Annotated in this window: 16 protein-coding genes; 2 read left to right on the forward strand and 14 right to left on the reverse strand. The window is 68.1% G+C overall.

The annotated features are described in order from the left end of the window. The first annotated feature begins 239 nt into the window (after positions 1-239). Both ABDJ85_RS02710 and ABDJ85_RS02715 read left to right on the forward strand, forming a co-directional pair. Entirely contained in the window at positions 240-2,831 is a 2,592-nt protein-coding gene (locus ABDJ85_RS02710) for a C25 family cysteine peptidase (protein ID WP_347703191.1), read from the forward strand. 35 nt (positions 2,832-2,866) lie between these two features. Further along, a complete protein-coding gene (locus tag ABDJ85_RS02715; protein WP_347703192.1) occupies positions 2,867-3,442 on the forward strand; it encodes a cohesin domain-containing protein in 576 nt (191 codons plus the stop codon). A gap of 8 nt (positions 3,443-3,450) precedes the next feature. Here the strand turns inward: ABDJ85_RS02715 and ABDJ85_RS02720 are convergent, their stop codons facing one another. The 14 genes from ABDJ85_RS02720 to ABDJ85_RS02785 form a co-directional block, all read right to left on the reverse strand. Then, on the reverse strand, positions 3,451-4,161 hold the full coding sequence (locus ABDJ85_RS02720) for an ABC transporter ATP-binding protein (protein WP_347703193.1): 711 nt from the start codon (positions 4,159-4,161) through the stop codon (positions 3,451-3,453). Beyond that, positions 4,154-4,930, reverse strand: a complete 777-nt coding sequence (locus ABDJ85_RS02725) for an ABC transporter ATP-binding protein (RefSeq protein ID WP_347703194.1) — start codon at positions 4,928-4,930, stop codon at positions 4,154-4,156. The genes ABDJ85_RS02720 and ABDJ85_RS02725 overlap by 8 nt, the downstream gene beginning before the upstream one ends. Continuing rightward, the gene (locus ABDJ85_RS02730) at positions 4,927-5,883 is read right to left on the reverse strand and encodes a branched-chain amino acid ABC transporter permease (RefSeq protein WP_347703195.1); all 957 of its coding nucleotides are present in this window, start codon (positions 5,881-5,883) and stop codon (positions 4,927-4,929) included. Before ABDJ85_RS02730 ends, ABDJ85_RS02725 begins: the two co-directional genes overlap by 4 nt. After that, a complete protein-coding gene (locus ABDJ85_RS02735; protein WP_347703196.1) occupies positions 5,880-6,752 on the reverse strand; it encodes a branched-chain amino acid ABC transporter permease in 873 nt (290 codons plus the stop codon). Before ABDJ85_RS02735 ends, ABDJ85_RS02730 begins: the two co-directional genes overlap by 4 nt. Positions 6,753-6,900: 148 nt before the next feature. Next, complete coding sequence (locus tag ABDJ85_RS02740; protein WP_347703197.1) at positions 6,901-8,067, reverse strand: ABC transporter substrate-binding protein; 1,167 nt, start codon at positions 8,065-8,067, stop codon at positions 6,901-6,903. Between the two features lie 53 nt (positions 8,068-8,120). After that, positions 8,121-9,107: an aldo/keto reductase gene (locus tag ABDJ85_RS02745; RefSeq protein ID WP_347703198.1), complete on the reverse strand. Its 987-nt coding sequence runs from the start codon at positions 9,105-9,107 to the stop codon at positions 8,121-8,123. Further along, the gene (locus tag ABDJ85_RS02750) at positions 9,104-10,054 is read right to left on the reverse strand and encodes a Gfo/Idh/MocA family oxidoreductase (RefSeq protein WP_347703199.1); all 951 of its coding nucleotides are present in this window, start codon (positions 10,052-10,054) and stop codon (positions 9,104-9,106) included. Before ABDJ85_RS02750 ends, ABDJ85_RS02745 begins: the two co-directional genes overlap by 4 nt. After that, positions 10,051-10,914, reverse strand: a complete 864-nt coding sequence (locus tag ABDJ85_RS02755) for a class III extradiol dioxygenase subunit beta (protein ID WP_347703200.1) — start codon at positions 10,912-10,914, stop codon at positions 10,051-10,053. Before ABDJ85_RS02755 ends, ABDJ85_RS02750 begins: the two co-directional genes overlap by 4 nt. A gap of 2 nt (positions 10,915-10,916) precedes the next feature. Next, positions 10,917-11,330 (reverse strand): protocatechuate 4,5-dioxygenase subunit alpha, encoded by a 414-nt coding sequence (ligA, locus tag ABDJ85_RS02760; protein ID WP_347703201.1) that lies wholly within the window; start codon positions 11,328-11,330, stop codon positions 10,917-10,919. Further along, complete coding sequence (locus ABDJ85_RS02765) at positions 11,330-12,253, reverse strand: amidohydrolase family protein (protein ID WP_347703202.1); 924 nt, start codon at positions 12,251-12,253, stop codon at positions 11,330-11,332. Before ABDJ85_RS02765 ends, ligA begins: the two co-directional genes overlap by 1 nt. Next, positions 12,250-13,137: a DUF1932 domain-containing protein gene (locus tag ABDJ85_RS02770; protein ID WP_347703203.1), complete on the reverse strand. Its 888-nt coding sequence runs from the start codon at positions 13,135-13,137 to the stop codon at positions 12,250-12,252. Before ABDJ85_RS02770 ends, ABDJ85_RS02765 begins: the two co-directional genes overlap by 4 nt. Beyond that, complete coding sequence (gene ligK, locus ABDJ85_RS02775) at positions 13,134-13,817, reverse strand: 4-carboxy-4-hydroxy-2-oxoadipate aldolase/oxaloacetate decarboxylase (protein ID WP_347703204.1); 684 nt, start codon at positions 13,815-13,817, stop codon at positions 13,134-13,136. Before ligK ends, ABDJ85_RS02770 begins: the two co-directional genes overlap by 4 nt. A gap of 1 nt (position 13,818) precedes the next feature. After that, entirely contained in the window at positions 13,819-14,844 is a 1,026-nt protein-coding gene (locus tag ABDJ85_RS02780; RefSeq protein WP_347703205.1) for an amidohydrolase family protein, read from the reverse strand. Continuing rightward, positions 14,841-15,512, reverse strand: a complete 672-nt coding sequence (locus ABDJ85_RS02785) for a substrate-binding domain-containing protein (RefSeq protein ID WP_347703206.1) — start codon at positions 15,510-15,512, stop codon at positions 14,841-14,843. The genes ABDJ85_RS02780 and ABDJ85_RS02785 overlap by 4 nt, the downstream gene beginning before the upstream one ends. Positions 15,513-15,522 lie beyond the last annotated feature (10 nt).

Consider the following 15,522-nt stretch of genomic DNA (forward strand, 5'->3'; position numbering starts at 1 on the left):
TGTCGAAACGGCAATCGTTAGTCTAGGTAACGATCTCGCGCCCCGCAAGCCGGAAAGACCCGCGATGGCTTGACCTGGATCAAGCCGCGTTGCGCCAGCGCGAGCGGGGGCGCGATCGGGGGGCTGACGGCTTCAATCGTGGGGGACGTGATCCTTTTGGCAGAGCGAATGCGGCTGTACGAATGTCCCCGAGCCGATGGCGTCCTGCATCGGTCCCGGGCTCATTCAAGGAGCTTGCCATGCACCCCAGAGTCCTCCCCACCGCAGCGGCCGCGATGCTGTGCTGCGCCCTGACGGCGCAGGCCGCCGTCTCCACCCAGCTCGTCTCCGAGGGCCCGCGCGTGACGCAGGTCCGCATCCAGGTGGGCGCGCCCAAGCTGGCCACCGTCAAGACGCCCGGCGGTGAGTTCGAGCGCTTTGCGCGCGGCGACGCCGAGGCCGGCTCGATGCGGGGCGGCGTGGAGCAGCGCGGCCAGCCGGAGCTGCCCATCACCGGCTTTCCGCTCGCGCTGCCGCTGGACCTGGTCGTGGCCACCCACGGCCCTTCGATCACGGTCAAGCCTGAGGGCCCGCTGCGCCGCCTGCGCACCCGGCTCTACCCGGTGCAACCGAGCGAGACCGCGAACAGCGAGGACCGCAAGCTGCCCGCCTTCGAGTACGACCCGGCCCTGTACCTGAAGGGCCCGGCCAGCCCGGGCGAGAGCTTGCCGCGCAGCTCGCTGTTCAAGGGCGACGCCAACATCGACAGCTTCAACTTCATGCCCTATGGCTACGACCCGGCCACAGGCGAGCTGACCTGGTACGACAGCTACCTGGTGCAGGTGGACCACGCGGCGGGGCCCTGCTTCCAGATCGACCACCTGGCGGCCTCACCCGCGCGGGCGGCCTTTGACGGCATCGACGAGGCGCTGCAGAAGGCCCCGAACCCGGTGCTCAAGTACGCGCTGAATCAAGCCCAGCTCAAGCTGAGCTGTGTGGACCCCAACCTGGGCCAGGCCCTGTCCGGTGCGCGGCTGGTGATCGTCACGCACCCCGACTTCCTGACCGTGGCCAACGCGCTCAAGACGCACAAGGAGTCGCTGGGCATCAGCACCCAGGTGATCAGCACCAGCGTCATCTCGGGCGGCCCGGCGGTCGCCTCGGCCGAGCAGATCCGCAACTGGGTGGCGGCCTTCTACAACACCCGCGTCGTCAAGCCCAAGTGGCTGCTGCTGCTGGGCGACTCGGAAAAGATCCCCACCCACTACGACCAGACCAACAGCTACAACTCGGCCAAGAACGCCAGCGACATCTGGTACGGCCAGTTCCTGCCGGGCGCCACCGCCACCACCGTGCCGACCATCGGCATCGGCCGCTTCCCGGTGGACACCTTGGCCCAGGCCGCCGCGATGGCGCACAAGGTCATGGGCTACGAGAACTTCCCGCCCGCCAACCCAGGCGGCCAGAACTTCTACTCGCGGCTGACCTTCGCGTCCTTCTTTGAAAGCAGCGGCACCAAGGACGAGCGCTGGTTCGTCGAGGTGACCGAGAAGATCCGCAACCACGCGGTGGGCAAGGGCTATGCGGTGCAGCGCATCTACACCACGCTGCCCTCGGCCAACCCGCAGACCTACCGCAGCGGCGCGGCCGTGCCGGCTGACCTGCGCAAGCCCGGCTTCAGCTGGACCGGCAACGGCACCGACATCGTCACCGCCGTGAACGCCGGCACCGCGCTGCTCTACCACCGCGACCACGGCAGCTGGTACGGCTTTGGCGACCCGGGCTTTGGCGACACGCAGGTCAACAGCATCTCGGTGACCGACAACCGCTACCCGGTCGTCTTCAGCATCAACTGCGCCAGCGGCATCTTCGACAACGAGACCGTTGACCTGCCGGCCAACAAGGTGGGCAGCGGCTACGGGCCCAGCCCCTCGGCCACCTACTGGGCCGAGAACTTTGTGCGCAAGGCCGACGGCGCGCTCGCCGTCATTGGCGACTCGCGCAACAGCAGCACCCGCGACAACGGCCACCTGGCCATTGGCCTCTTTGACGCGCTCTTCCCCGGGCTGGCGCCCAGCTTTGGCGGCAGCACGCCGGTGCGCCGCCTCGGGGACCTGCTCAACCATGGCCGCGCCTACATCGCCGCCGTGGCTGCCGGCAGCACGCCCAACCTGCACCCCAGCGACAACGGCGCGCCGGTCGGCGTCGAGGGCCTGCGCCAGCAGCTCAACCTCTACAGCCTGCTGGGCGACCCGACCGTGCAGTTGCGCACCCATGCGCCCTGGACCTTTGGCACCGTCAACCTCAGCGTGCTGCGCGGCCGGGCCTTCATCAATGTGCCCAAGCAGCCTTGTTTGCTGTGCCCGCCCGACCTGCCCGAGCCCGAGATCGTCACCGTGGTCGCCCTCGACCCCAAGACCGGCCGGCAGATCGGCCGCGCCCTGCTCAATGCCGACGGCAACGGCAGCATCGACCTCGGCGGCTTCACCGGCAACTTCATCGTGCGCGTGGCCTCGGGCGAAGGCGCCAGCAGCCAGCGTGCGCTGGAGGAGACCGACACCGATGGCGACGGCATCCCCGACAGCCGCGACAACTGCATCAACGTCAAGAACCCCGACCAGCGCGACAGCGACGGCGACGGCTATGGCGACGCCTGCGATGCCGACGTCAACAACGACGGGATCGTCAACAGCCTCGACCTCGCCGCCGTGAAAGCCGCCTTCGGCAGCCGAGGTGCAAGCCGCGCCGACCTGAACGGCGACGGCAGCGTCAACGCGCTCGACCTGGCCGTCGTGCGCCGCCTCTTCGCCACGCGGCCCGGCCCATCGGCCTGGCACCCCGCTGGCCTCTGAAGCCTTTCCCTCACCGTACCTTCAAGGAGATTCCCATGTCCCTCAAGCCCACCCTGCTCGGCGCCGCTTTGCTGGCCGCCACCCTTACTGTCAGCCTCAGTGCTCACGCCAGCGGCACCCTCAAGCTCAACCCACCGGCCAGCACCGTCAATGCCGGTGACGCCGTCGTCATCGACGTCTCCGGCGTCGGCTTCACCGACAAGGTGGTGGGCGGCGGCTTCAGCCTCAACTTCAACCCCGCCGTGCTCAGCCTGCAAAGCGTGAGCATCGACACCGTGACCTGGGAATTCGTCAGCTCCGCCGGGTTGATCGACAACGCCAGCGGCACGCTCAGCGACGTCTACTTCAACAGCTTCAAGCCCGTGCTGCCCACCGGCGACTTCAACGTCGCCCGGCTGACCTTCACGGCCAAGGCCGACGGCACCAGCCCCATCAGCTTGAGCGCCAGCGGCGGCTTCCCGTTCGCCAATGACCAGGTCGAGCTGATCGACGTCAGCTACCTGAACGCCAGCGTGCAGGTGGGCGCCGTGCCCGAGCCGGCCTCGGTGGGCATGATGCTCAGCGGCTTGGCAGGCCTGGTGGGCTGGCAGCGGCGCCGCAAGGCGGCCTGAGCCTGAGTTCAGTGGCCGGCCACGCCCAGCCAGGCATCCAGCGGCCGAGGGTCGATCACCAGCGGCTCGCTCGCCGAGCGGAAGGCGATGCTGCCGCGGTCCAGCACGATGGTCTGGTCGGTGACGGGCAGCACCATATGCGGGTGCTGCTCGACGAGGATGGACGACAGCCCCTCCTCGCGCGCCACGCGGCGGATGGCGCGCAGCAGCTCTTCAACGATCAGCGGCGCCAGGCCTTCGAGCGGTTCGTCCAGCAACAGCAGGCGCGGGTTGAGCACCAGGGCGCGGCCAAAGGCCAGCATCTGCTGCTCGCCGCCCGAGAGCTGGTTGCCGAGGTTCTGCTTGCGCTCCGCCAGGCGGGGGAAGAGCTCGTAGACGCGCGCCGGCGTCCAGGCCCCGGGGCGGGCCACGGCCGTGAGGTTCTCGTGCACGGTCAGCGAGCGAAAGATATTGCGCTCCTGCGGCACCCAGCCAATGCCGGCGGCCGCACGCTGGTGCACCGGCAGGCTGTGCAGGTCACGCCCGCCCAAGCGGATGCTGCCGGCGTGGCGTTTGGTGGTGCCCACCAAGGTGTCGATCAGCGTGGTCTTGCCGGTGCCGTTGCGGCCGAGCAGGGCGAGCGACTCGCCGCCGCCGAGCGTGAAGGACACATCGCTCAGCACCACGGCCTCACCGTAGCCGCAGCGCAGGCCTTCGACGATGAGTAGCGGCTCAGCCATGGGTGCCTCCCGCGTGCACGATGCTGGTGTCGCCGAGGTAGACCTCGCGCACCAGCGGGTCGGCCGCGATCTCGTCGGGCGCGCCCTCGGTCAGCATCGCGCCGTTGACCAGCACGGTGATGTGGTCGGCAAAGCTGAAGACGAGGTCCATGTCGTGCTCGATCAGCACCACGGCCACGTCGGCCGGCAGCGCGGCCACGGTGGCCAGGATGTCGCCGCGCTCAGCCGCAGGCACGCCGGCCGCCGGTTCATCCAGCAAGAGCACGCGCGGCTTGAGCGCCACGGCAAGGGCAATCTCCAACAGCCGCCGCTTGCCATAGGGCAGCTCGCGCGTCGGGCGGTCGGCCAGCTCAGCCAGGCGGAACTGCTGCAGCAGGCCTTCCACGTCGGCCGCCACCTCAGCAGACTGCCCGAGCGGCCGCCAGAAGCGATGCGCCAGGCCGCGCCGGCTCGACACCGCCAGCGCCAGCGCTTGCGTGGGCGTGAGCGAGGCAAAGAGCTGGTTGATCTGGAAGGTGCGCACCAGGCCCAGACCGACGCGTGCGTTGGGCGACAGAGCCGTGATGTCGCGCCCCTCCAGCACCACGCTGCCGCTGGTGGGTGCGAGCACGCCGGTGAGCTGGTTGATCAGCGTCGTCTTGCCGGCGCCATTGGGGCCGATGAGCGCGTGACGCGCACCGGCGCGCACGCTGAGGCTGACGTTCTGCGTGGCGGTGATGCCGCCGAAGCGCTTCACCAGCGCATGGGTTTGGAGCACGGGTTGGCTCATCGCTTCCACCATGTCCAGGGTTTGAACAAGCGCTCACGGCCCACGAGCACGAGCACCACCAGAACCAAGCCAAGCCAGAAAGTCCAGTACTGCACCGTCACGCCCGAGATCAGGTCGTGCAGCACCTTGAAGGCCATGGCACCGATCACGCCGCCCCACAGCCAGCCGGTGCCGCCAATGACCAGGGCCAGCATCACGTCGGCGCTGCGGTGGAAGTCGAACACGTCGAGCGAGGCAAAGCCGGTGGTCTGGGCCAGCAGCGCGCCTGCGGCACCCGCCAGGCCGGCGGCCACCGTGTAGACCGCCGTCAGCCGCCCCTGCACCGACATGCCCAGCGCCGAGACGCGCAGCCGGTTGTCACGCATGGCCTGCAGCGAGACACCGAGCGGAGAGTGCACCATGCGCCGCAGCAGCACGAAGGCGACGAAGAGCACGGCCAGCGAATAGAAGCTGGCCACGCGCGCCGCGAGGTCGAACTCGAAGTGCCCGAGCAACGGCCCCATCACCACGCCCTGCAGCCCGTCAGCGCCGCCGGTGATGTCGTCGAACTTGTTGGCCAGCTCGAAGAGCACCAGGGCCACGCCCATGGTGACCATCAGGCGCGTGAGGTCGGTGCCACGGGCAATCATGGGGCTGGTCAGCAGGCCCAGCAGGGCGCCCACGCCCGTGCCCACGGCCAGGCCCACCAGCGGGTCGGGCATCACATGCTTGGCAAACAGCGCCGCGCCATAGGCGCCCACGCCAAAGAAGGCCGCATGCCCCAGCGAGATGATGCCGGCGTAGCCCAGGATCAGGTCCAGCGACAGCGCAAACAGCGCCAGGATGGCGATCTCGTTGATGAGCGCTGCATGCGAGGCAAAGACGAAAGGCGCAGCCCACAGCAACACCCAGGCGGCGATCTCCCAAACGCGCCAGCGCACCGGCGCGCGCAGCGCCTGCTGAACGCTACTCATCGCCCACCCTCACGCGAGAACAAGCCCTGCGGGCGCCACAGCAGGATGCCGATCATCAGCAGGTAGACGATGAAGCTGCCGAGCTTGGGCACGTAGTACTTGCCCATCACGTCGGCAATGCCCAGCAGCAAGGCGGCCACCAGGGGCCCGGTGATGGAGCTGGTGCCCCCCACCGCGCAGACGATCAGGAAATAAACCATGAACTTGAGCGGGAAGCTGGGGTCCAGGCCGAGGATGTCAGCCCCCAGCGCGCCGCCCAGGCCCGCGAGGCCAGAGCCCACCGCAAAGGTGACGAGGAAGACCCGGTCCACCGGGATGCCGAGGCCGGCGGCCACGCGCGGGTCGTCCACCGCCGCACGCAGCCGGCTGCCAAAGCGCGTGCGCGCCAGCAACTGCTGCAGCACCAGGGCCAGCACCACGCAGACCACGACGATGAAGAGCCGGTAGGCGCCCATGCCCAGCATCCAGAAGCCACTGCCGAACTCGAAGCGCTGGCGAAAGATCTCGGGCAGCTGCACGTTCTGCTGCTGCGAGCCGACCAGGTAGTCCACCGTCGCCACGGCCATGAAGGTGAGGCCAATGGAGAACAGCACCTGGTCCAGGTGCGAGCGGCCATAGAGCCGCCGGTACAGCAGCCGCTCCAGCACCGCCCCCAGCAGCGCCGTGATCACAAACGCCGCCGGCAGGCACAGCAGAAACGGCCAGCCCTGCTTTTGCATCAGCAGGATCACCGCATAGCCACCCACCATCGCAAACGCGCCATGGGCCAGGTTGATGAAGTTCATCAAGCCCATGGTCACGGCCAGCCCCAGGGCCAGCACGAAGAGCAGCATGCCGTAGGCAACGCCGTCGAAGATCAGTGTGGGCATGAGCGCGCCGTTTGGTGATCCATTGCTTGCATACCGCCGCGTCGCGCCACACACCGAGCTGAGGTTTCCCAGCGGCACCCGTGGATCCGGCTTTGCCGGTCCACTGGGTGCGCCCCCAGCAGGGGGGCCGGCGCAGCCGGTAGGGGGGTTACTTGAGTTTCCCTGGGTCCTTGACAGCCTTTTGGACATCGAACTCCACGTTCCACAGCTGCCCATCCTTGCGCTCAACCTTGCGGGTGTGCACGTCCTGCACGATGTCGCGAGTCTGCGCGTCGATCAGGATCTGGCCGCGCGGGCTCTCGAAGAGCTGGCCCTTCATGGCGTTCAGCAGCGCCTCGCCGCCCTGGCCCTTGGTGGCGTCCAGGCCCTTGAAGATCAGGCGCAGGCCGTCATAGCCGCCCACGCCCATGAAGTTGGGGCGGAACTTGTGCATGGCCTGGAAGTCGGCCACGAACTTCTTGTTCATGGCACTGGGGTGAGCGGCCGAGTAGTGGTGGGTGGTGACCACGCCGAGCGCCACGTCGCCCATGTCGTTGAGCTGGTCGTCATCGGTCACGTCGCCGGTGGCGATCAGGCGGATGCCGGCCTTGTCGAGCCCGCGCTCGCCGAACTGCTTCATGAACTGGGCGCCTTGCCCCGAGGGCAGGAAGACGAAGAGCGCATCGGGCTTGGCGTCACGCACCTTTTGCAGCACGGGCGCGAAGTCGGGGCTGCGCAGCGGGGTGCGCAGCTTCTCCAGCACCTGGCCGCCGTTGAGCAGGAACTGGTTGACGAAGTACTTCTCGGCATCGTTGCCGGGGCCGTAGTCGGTGACCAGGCTGACGACCTTCTTGATGCCGTTCTTGGGCGCCCACTCGCCCATGCCCACCGCCGCCTGCGGCAGGGTGAAGCTGGTGCGCACGATATAGGGCGAGGCCTCAGTGATGCTGCTGGTAGCCGCCGCCATCACGACCATCGGCGTCTTGCTTTGGGTCGCCAGCGGCGCGGCGGCCAGGGCCAGCGGCGTGAGGCCAAAGCCGGCCACCGCGACGACCTTGTCATTGACGATCAGCTCCTGCACCAGGCGGCGCGTCACGTCGGCCACGCCGGTGTCGTCACGCAGCAGGATCTCGACCTTCTTGCCGCCGGCTTTGCCACCGCTTTGCGCCATCCAGAGCTTGACGGCCGCGTCGATCTGCCGGCCGGTCGAGGCGCTCTGCCCCGTCATCGGGACGACGACACCGATCTTGACCGTGTCACTCTGCGCGTGACTCCAGGGCGCCGTCAGGGCCAGGCTGAGGCCGGCCAGGGTGGGAAGCAGGGTTCTGCGTTGCATGCGATGTCTCCTCGCGGTGGAAGGTGGGAACGGAATCCTCTAGTCGCTAACTTTCAATCGCTATCGATCTCGGCAAAGGTGGCCGGCGCATAGCGCGCGCCCTGGATGCCCGACATACAAGCTGCGGCACGCCGCGCTATATCGGCTTGCAGGGTAACGCTGGAAGCGCCGAGGTTGTCTAGGAGATGCTCTAGTCGCATGGTGCCGGGAATGGCCAGCATCTGCACGCCGACGGCAGCCCCTTGCTGCAGCACCCAGGCCAGCGCCAGTTGAGCCATCGAGCAGCCTTGCTCGGAAGCCAGCTCGCGCAGCCCCTGCAGGCAGGCGAGGTTGTGCGCCCAGGCGTCACCCTGGAAGCGCGGCATGGCGCGGCGGATGTCGTTGGCGGGGAGGGTGCTGGGGTCGTCCACGCCGGCACTCAGGAAGCCGCGGCCCAGGGGGCTGAAGGACACGAAGGCCACCCCCAGCTCGGCACAGGCTGCCAGAGTGCCGCGCTCGACGTCGCGGCTCCACAGCGAGTACTCGGACTGCAGCGCGGCAATCGGATGCACAGCGTGCGCACGGCGCAGCGTGGCGCTGCCGACTTCGGACAGCCCGATCGCGCGGATCTTGCCTTCGCGCACCAGCTCGGCCAGCGCGCCGACGCTGTCTTCAATCGGCACCTGCTTGTCCCAGCGGTGCAGGTAGTAGAGGTCGATGACCTCGGTGCGCAGTCGGCGCAGCGCGGCCTCGCAGGTGGCCTTGAGCGTGGCGGGCCGGCCGTCGATCACGCGCTTGCCGTCCACGCCCTGCATGCCGCATTTGCTGGCCAGCACGAAGCGGTGGCGGTGCAGTGCGAGCACCTCGCCCACCAAGGTCTCGTTGGCACCAAAGCCGTAGAGAGCGGCGGTGTCGAAGAAGTCCACGCCGGCATCGAGCGCCCGCAGCAGCAGGCCCTGCGCTGCCTCGCGCGAGGGCGGCACGCCATAGGCGTGGCTCAGGTTCATGCAGCCCAGGCCCAGGGCCTGGACTTCGAAGGGGCCGACGCGCCGGGTGCTCACAGCAGTTGCTGCTCCAGCTTGTGGAGGACCTGATAGCAAGGCAGCACCTGGGCCACGCTGCCGTTGGGCTCGCGGCCCTCGCGGATGGCGGCGACGAACTCGCGGTCCTGCAGCTCGATGCCGTTCATCGACACATCCACCTGGCTGACGTCGATCTTCTCGTCCTTGCCGTTGACGAGGTCGTCATAGCGGGCGATGTAGGTGCCGGTGTCACCGATGTAGCGGAAGAAGGTGCCCAGCGGCCCTTCGTTGTTGAAGCTCAAACTCAGCGTGCAGATCGCGCCACTGGCGGCCTGCAGCTGGATGCTCATGTCCATCGCGATGCCGAGCACCGGGTGAATGGGGCCTTGCAGCGCGTTGGCCTTCACCACGGGGCTTTGCGCCTGGTAGGCGAACAGGTCCACGGTGTGCGCGGCGTGGTGCCAGAGCAGGTGGTCGGTCCAGCTGCGCGGCTGGCCGAGGGCGTTCATGTTGGTGCGGCGGAAGAAATAGGTCTGCACATCCATCTGCTGGATGTTGAACTCGCCCGCCACGATGCGGCGGCGCACCCACTGGTGGCTGGGGTTGAAGCGCCGCGTGTGGCCGCACATGGCGACAAGACCTGTCTTGCGCTGCGCCTCGACGACCGCCTCGCCTTCCTTCAACACATCGCACAGCGGGATCTCGACCTGCACGTGCTTGCCGGCCTGCAGGCAAGCCAGGGTCTGGCTGGCGTGCATCTGGGTGGGCGTGCAGAGGATGACGGCATCCACGTCGTCCCGCGCAAGGCTCTCATCGAGCGAGGTGGTGGCGTGCCCGATGCCGTACTTGGTGGCGACCTCGCGGGTCTTGTCGAGCTCGCGGCCGATCACCGAGGTGACCTGCACGCCGTCAATGAGCTTGAGCGCGTCGAGGTGCTTCTGGCCAAAGGCGCCGGCACCGGCCAGCGCGATGCGGATGGGTTTCATGCGTTCTCCAGAACGAGGTGCCCCACCGCCGTGTTGGACGCGGGCACGTGATAGAAGCGATGGGCCACACGCGGCGGCGGGCCGCCGGCCACGTCGGACATGGCGCCGCGGGCGATCAGCCACATGACGAGCTCGATGCCCTCGCTGCCGGCCTCGCGCACGTAGTCGATGTGCGGCACCTGCGCGCAGGCGGCCGGGTCGGCAATCATCTGGTCGAGCCAGGCGTTGTCCCAGGCCTTGTTGATGAGGCCGGCGCGCGCGCCCTGCAGCTGGTGGCTCATGCCGCCCGTGCCCCAGATCTGCACGTTCAGGTCCTCGTCAAAGCTCTCCACCGCGCGGCGGATGGCCTGGCCGAGCTGGAAGCAGCGGCGGCCCGAGGGCACCGGGTACTGCACGACGTTGACGGCGAAGGGGATGACCTTGAAGGGCCAGGCGCCATCGGCCGGCTTCTCGCCGCAGAGCATGGACAGCGGCACGGTGAGGCCGTGGTCCACGTCCATCTTGTTGATGATGGTGAGGTCGAAGTCCTCCTGGATCACCGATTGCGCGATGTGCGAGGCCAGCTCGGGGTGACCCTCGACCACGGGCACGGGGCGCGGGCCCCAGCCTTCGTCGGCCGGTGCGTAGCGGGCCGCAGTGCCGATGGCGAAGGTGGGAATGAAGTCGAGGCTGAAGGCGGTGGCGTGGTCGTTGTAGACCATGAAGACCACGTCGGGCTTGTTGTCGCGCAGCCACTGGCGCGAGGCCTCGTAGCCGGCAAAGACGGGCTGCCAATAGGGCTCGTGGGTCTTGCCCAGGTCGAGCGCCACGCCCATGGCCGGGACATGCGATGTGTAGACGGAGGCGGTGATGCGGGCCATGGTCAGTCCTTCTTCTTGGGTTGGGCGTCGCCGTTCTCACCGAGGTAGCGGTTGCCCTCGGGCGAGCGGCCACCGGCCACCATCATGGCGCGGTACTGTTCTTCGGTCAGGCCGGTCATGCTGCCGGCCATCTGCTGGAAGCTCTTGCCATCGGTCGAGCCGACCTTGGCGAGGAAGTAGATGTTCCCGCCCAGGCGCATGCACTCGTTGAGGTCGCGCGCCAGCACGGCTTGCTTCTGGGCTTCGGTCATCGCCCACTCGTCGAGGTAGGCGCGCTCATTGGCCTTGAAGCGCTCGCGGTTCTCGGCCTTCATGAGCGACATGCAGAACTGGTTGAGCCAGTAGCCTTTGCGGGACTGGTCGGCGTCAAAGATGATGGTGCCGGGGATGTCGAGATAGGGTTTGTTGAGAGCCATTAGGTTTCCTCAGGCCAGTAAAGGCGCATCGGGTTGTCGACCAGGAGCTTGCGCTGCAGTTCGGGCGTGGGCGCAATGTGCGGGATGAAGTCAACCAGCAGGCCGTCGTCGGGCATGTGGTCCTTGAGGTTGGGGTGGGGCCAGTCAGTGCCCCAGAGCACGCGGTCGGGGAAGCGCTCGACGACCGTGCGTGCAAAGGGCACCACATCGCGGTAGGCGGCCTGCTCGCCATTCAGCGCGCGGGGGCCCGAGACGGAGAGGCGCTCGGGGCAGCTCACCTTGCTCCAGACGTTCTCGTGCTCGGCCATGAAGCGCAGGAAGAGGCTGAACTCGGGGCCATCGACGGGCTGCGTCACATTGGGCCGGCCCATGTGATCGACCACCACGGTGGTGGGCAGGGCGGTGAAGAAGTCCCACAGCTCGGGCAGGTCCACGGCCTCGAAGTAGATGACCACGTGCCAGCCCAGCTCGGCCACGCGCGCGGCAATCTCCATCAGCTCGTCCTTGGGCGTGAAGTCCACCAGGCGCTTGACGAAGTTGAAGCGCACGCCGCGCACGCCGGCTGTGTGCAGCTGCTGCAGCTCGGCGTCTGTGATGCTGCGCCGCACGGTGGCCACGCCGCGCGCGCGGCCAGCGGAGGCGAGGCAGGCATCGACCATGGCGCGGTTGTCGGCGCCATGGCAAGTGGCCTGGACGACGACGTTGCGCGCAAAGCCGAGGTGGTCACGCAGCGCGAAGAGCTGCCGCTTGCTGGCGTCGCAGGGCGTGTACTTGCGCTCGGGGGCGTAGGGGAACTCGGCCCCCGGGCCGAACACGTGGCAGTGCGCATCGACGCTGCCCGGCGGCAGCACGAAGCGAGGCTTGGCGGGGCCGGCGTACCAGTCCAGCCAGCCCGGAGTTTTTTCAAACGGGGTGGTGCTCAATCGGTGGTCTCCTTGATGCGGTCCAGCAGGCGGTCAGCCTCAGTGCGCCAATCGGGGCTGCGGGCAAAGCCGGCGCTGCCGCGCTCGCCAAATACGCCTTCATCGGCAAGATCGGCCATCCAGGCCTGGCGTTCGGCGGTGCCGGCGGCGCTCCAGGGCGTGAGGCCGGCTTCGCGCACGGTCTCAGCCACTTCGCGCACTTCCTCGCTGCGGCGGCGGCCATGCTCGATGACGCGCTGGAAAAAGTAGCTGGCTTGGCTTTGCCAGTCCACGCCGGGGAAGGTCTCCTTCAGCGAGGCAAGCACGGCGTCCTCGACCCCGTAGTGGCGCGCTGTCGTGAGGCTCTCGATGAACATGGCCTCCATGCCCTTAATGAGCACGCTGCGGCACATCTTGGTGGCGCTGGCGACGCCGAGGCGGGCGTCGTGCACGCGCGGCGCAAAGCCCAGACTCGTGAGCACCGACGCCAGCGCTTGCGCGTGAGGGCCGCCCAGCAGCAGGGGCACGCGCAGGCGGTAGGGCGGCACCGAGGTCATGACCGCGCCTTCCACATACCGGCCGCCTGCGGCATCGACCACGCGGGCCGCACGCTGCTTGGCGCCGGGTGAGGCGGAGTTGAGGTCGAGGACGTAGGCGCCCGGCTGCAAGGCGGGCGCGCAGGCCTCGGCCACGGGCACGGCCTGGCTGGCGGTGACGGCGCTGATCACAAGGCCCGCGCCCTGCACGGCCTGAGCATGCGTGGCCGCCCACTGCACGCCTTGCGCAGCCGCGTGCGCTTGCATGGCGCTACTCGCCTTCAGGTCGAAGGCCGAGAGCGTGTGGCCGCGCAGGTCCTCGGCGAGGATGCGGCCGACTTCGCCATAGCCGACGAGGGCGATCTTCAATCGATGTACCTCAGGCCGGCGGCGGCCAGCGGCTCGCGCATCTTGTACATGTCGAGCCCGAGCACGCCCGAGGCGAGCTTGGCGCGCTTCTCACCCTCGAAGGACTCGCGCTTCTCGGCGGCGACCAGCACCTCGGGAACACGGGCCGAGGGCACGCAAACGATGCCGTCGTCATCGGCCACGATGGCATCGCCCGCTGTGACCAGCATGCCGGCGCAGACCACCGGAATGTTGACCGAGCCCAGGGTGGCCTTGATGCAGCCCTTGGCGGAGATGCACTTGCTCCAGACGGGGAAGCCCATCTCCTGCAGGGTGCGCACATCGCGCACGCCGGCGTCGATGATGAGCGCCCGCGCGCCGCGTGCCTGGAAGCTGGTGGCCAGCAGGTCGCCGAAGTAGCCATCGGTGCACTCGGCGGTGATGGCCGCGACCACGATGTCACCGGGCTGGATCTGCTCGGCCGCGACGTGCAGCATCCAGTTGTCGCCCGGGTGCAGCAGCACGGTGACTGCCGTGCCGCTGACCTGGCAGCCCGGGTAGATGGGCCGCATATAGGGCTTGAGCAGGCCGACACGGCCCATGGCCTCGTGCACGGTGGCTGAGCCCAGTTTGGCTAGGCCGTCGGTGGCCGCGCGGTCAGCGCGGGGGATGTTGCGGTAGACGACGCCGAGTTCGTACATCTCACAAGCCTTTCTGCTTCAGGTGGGCATCGAGCCGGCCAAACACGCGGCGGGCATTGCCTTCGTAGATCTGGTGACGCTCCTCGGCGCTCAAGGCGGCAGCTTCGATGTAGCGCTTGGTGTCGTCGTAATAAAAGCCGGTCTCGGGGTCGATGCCGCGCACCGCACCGATCATCTCGGAGGCAAACAAAACGTTCTTGACCGGGATCACCTTCGTGAGCAAATCAATGCCCGGCTGGTGGTACACGCAGGTGTCGAAGAAGATGTTGTTCAGCAGGTGCTCTTGCAGAAGCGGCTTCTTGAGCTCCTGCGCCAGCCCGCGGAAGCGGCCCCAGTGGTAGGGCACGGCGCCGCCGCCGTGGGGGATGAGGAACTTGAGCGTCGGGAAGTCCTTGAACAGCTCGCCGGTCAGGCATTGCATGAAGGCCGTGGTGTCGGCATTCAGGTAGTGGGCGCCCGTGGTGTGGAAGCAGGCGTTGCAGCTGGTGCTCACGTGGATCATGGCGGGCAGGTCGTACTCCACCATCTTTTCGTAGAGCGGGTACCAGTGCCGGTCGGTCAGCGGCGGGCTGGTCCAGTGGCCGCCGCTGGGGTCGGGGTTGAGGTTGATGCCGACATTGCCGTATTGCTCGACGCACTTGACCAGCTCGGGGATGCAAGTGGCCGGGTCCACGCCGGGCGACTGCGGCAGCATGGCGGCGCCGATGAAGTTGTCGGGGAAGAGCTGGCTGACGCGGTAGCAAAGCTCGTTGCAGATCGCGGCCCAAGTCGACGAGGTTTGGAAGTCGCCGATGTGGTGGGCCATGAAGCTGGCGCGCGGGCTGAAGATGGTCAGGTCGCTGCCGCGCTCCTGCATCTTCTTGAGCTGGTTGCTGAGGATGGACTCGCGCAGCTCGTCGTCGCTGATGTGCAGCTCGCTGGCGCGCGGCGCGGGCGTACCGTCCTTGAGCGCGGCGATCTGGCGGTCGCGCCAGGCGGCGAGGGCTGCCGGGGCGGTGGTGTAGTGGCCGTGGACGTCGATGATCATGTCGGTTGACTCATCCCATGTTGGTGTTTGAGGGGAGCGCTGGCGGCGCCGCAGAAGTGTTCGAGCAATGCCGCGCTGCCGGGCCCAGCCTCACGGCCCAGCGCCGCAGAAAACCGCGTGCGCACGGCCACCTCGGGCGGCAGGGTGCCGAGCAAGTCGATGCCCGGCTGGCCGAGCAGCTCGCTCAGTTGCTGGAAGCCCAAGTCCACCTGCGCCTCGGCCACCAGGCGCGCGACGGGCACGCCGGCCGGGGCTTGCAGCAATCGGGGGCGGAGTTCGTCAGCCAAGCCCCAGGCCTCAAAGCGCTTCAGCAGCGCCTTGCCGCTGGGGCCGGTGGAGTAGCCGATGCGCCCTGCCGCCAGCACGCTGGCGCGCAATGCGGCTTCGGTACTGATATCAGGCCGGGGGCGGCCGGCGGGGATGGCGACACCCATGTCGGAATCGGCCAAGCCACGCAGCGTCTCGGGCTGTACGTGGCCCTCGGCGGCCAAGGCCTGGAGGGCGTCTTCGGCCAGCAGGACGAGGTCGAAAGCCTCGCCCTCCCGGACGCGACGGGCCGCGTCCACACCACCCACCGACACGAGTTCGACAGGCTCCGGCCAAGCGGCGATCAGGTCAGCCAGCAGGGCCCGCGTGGCCATGGAGGAAATGCAGCGCAAGGTGGGCATGGCGGGCGAT

It is taken from the genome of Roseateles paludis (genome assembly GCF_039872745.1).
GTDB classification, from domain to species: domain Bacteria; phylum Pseudomonadota; class Gammaproteobacteria; order Burkholderiales; family Burkholderiaceae_C; genus Pelomonas; species Pelomonas paludis.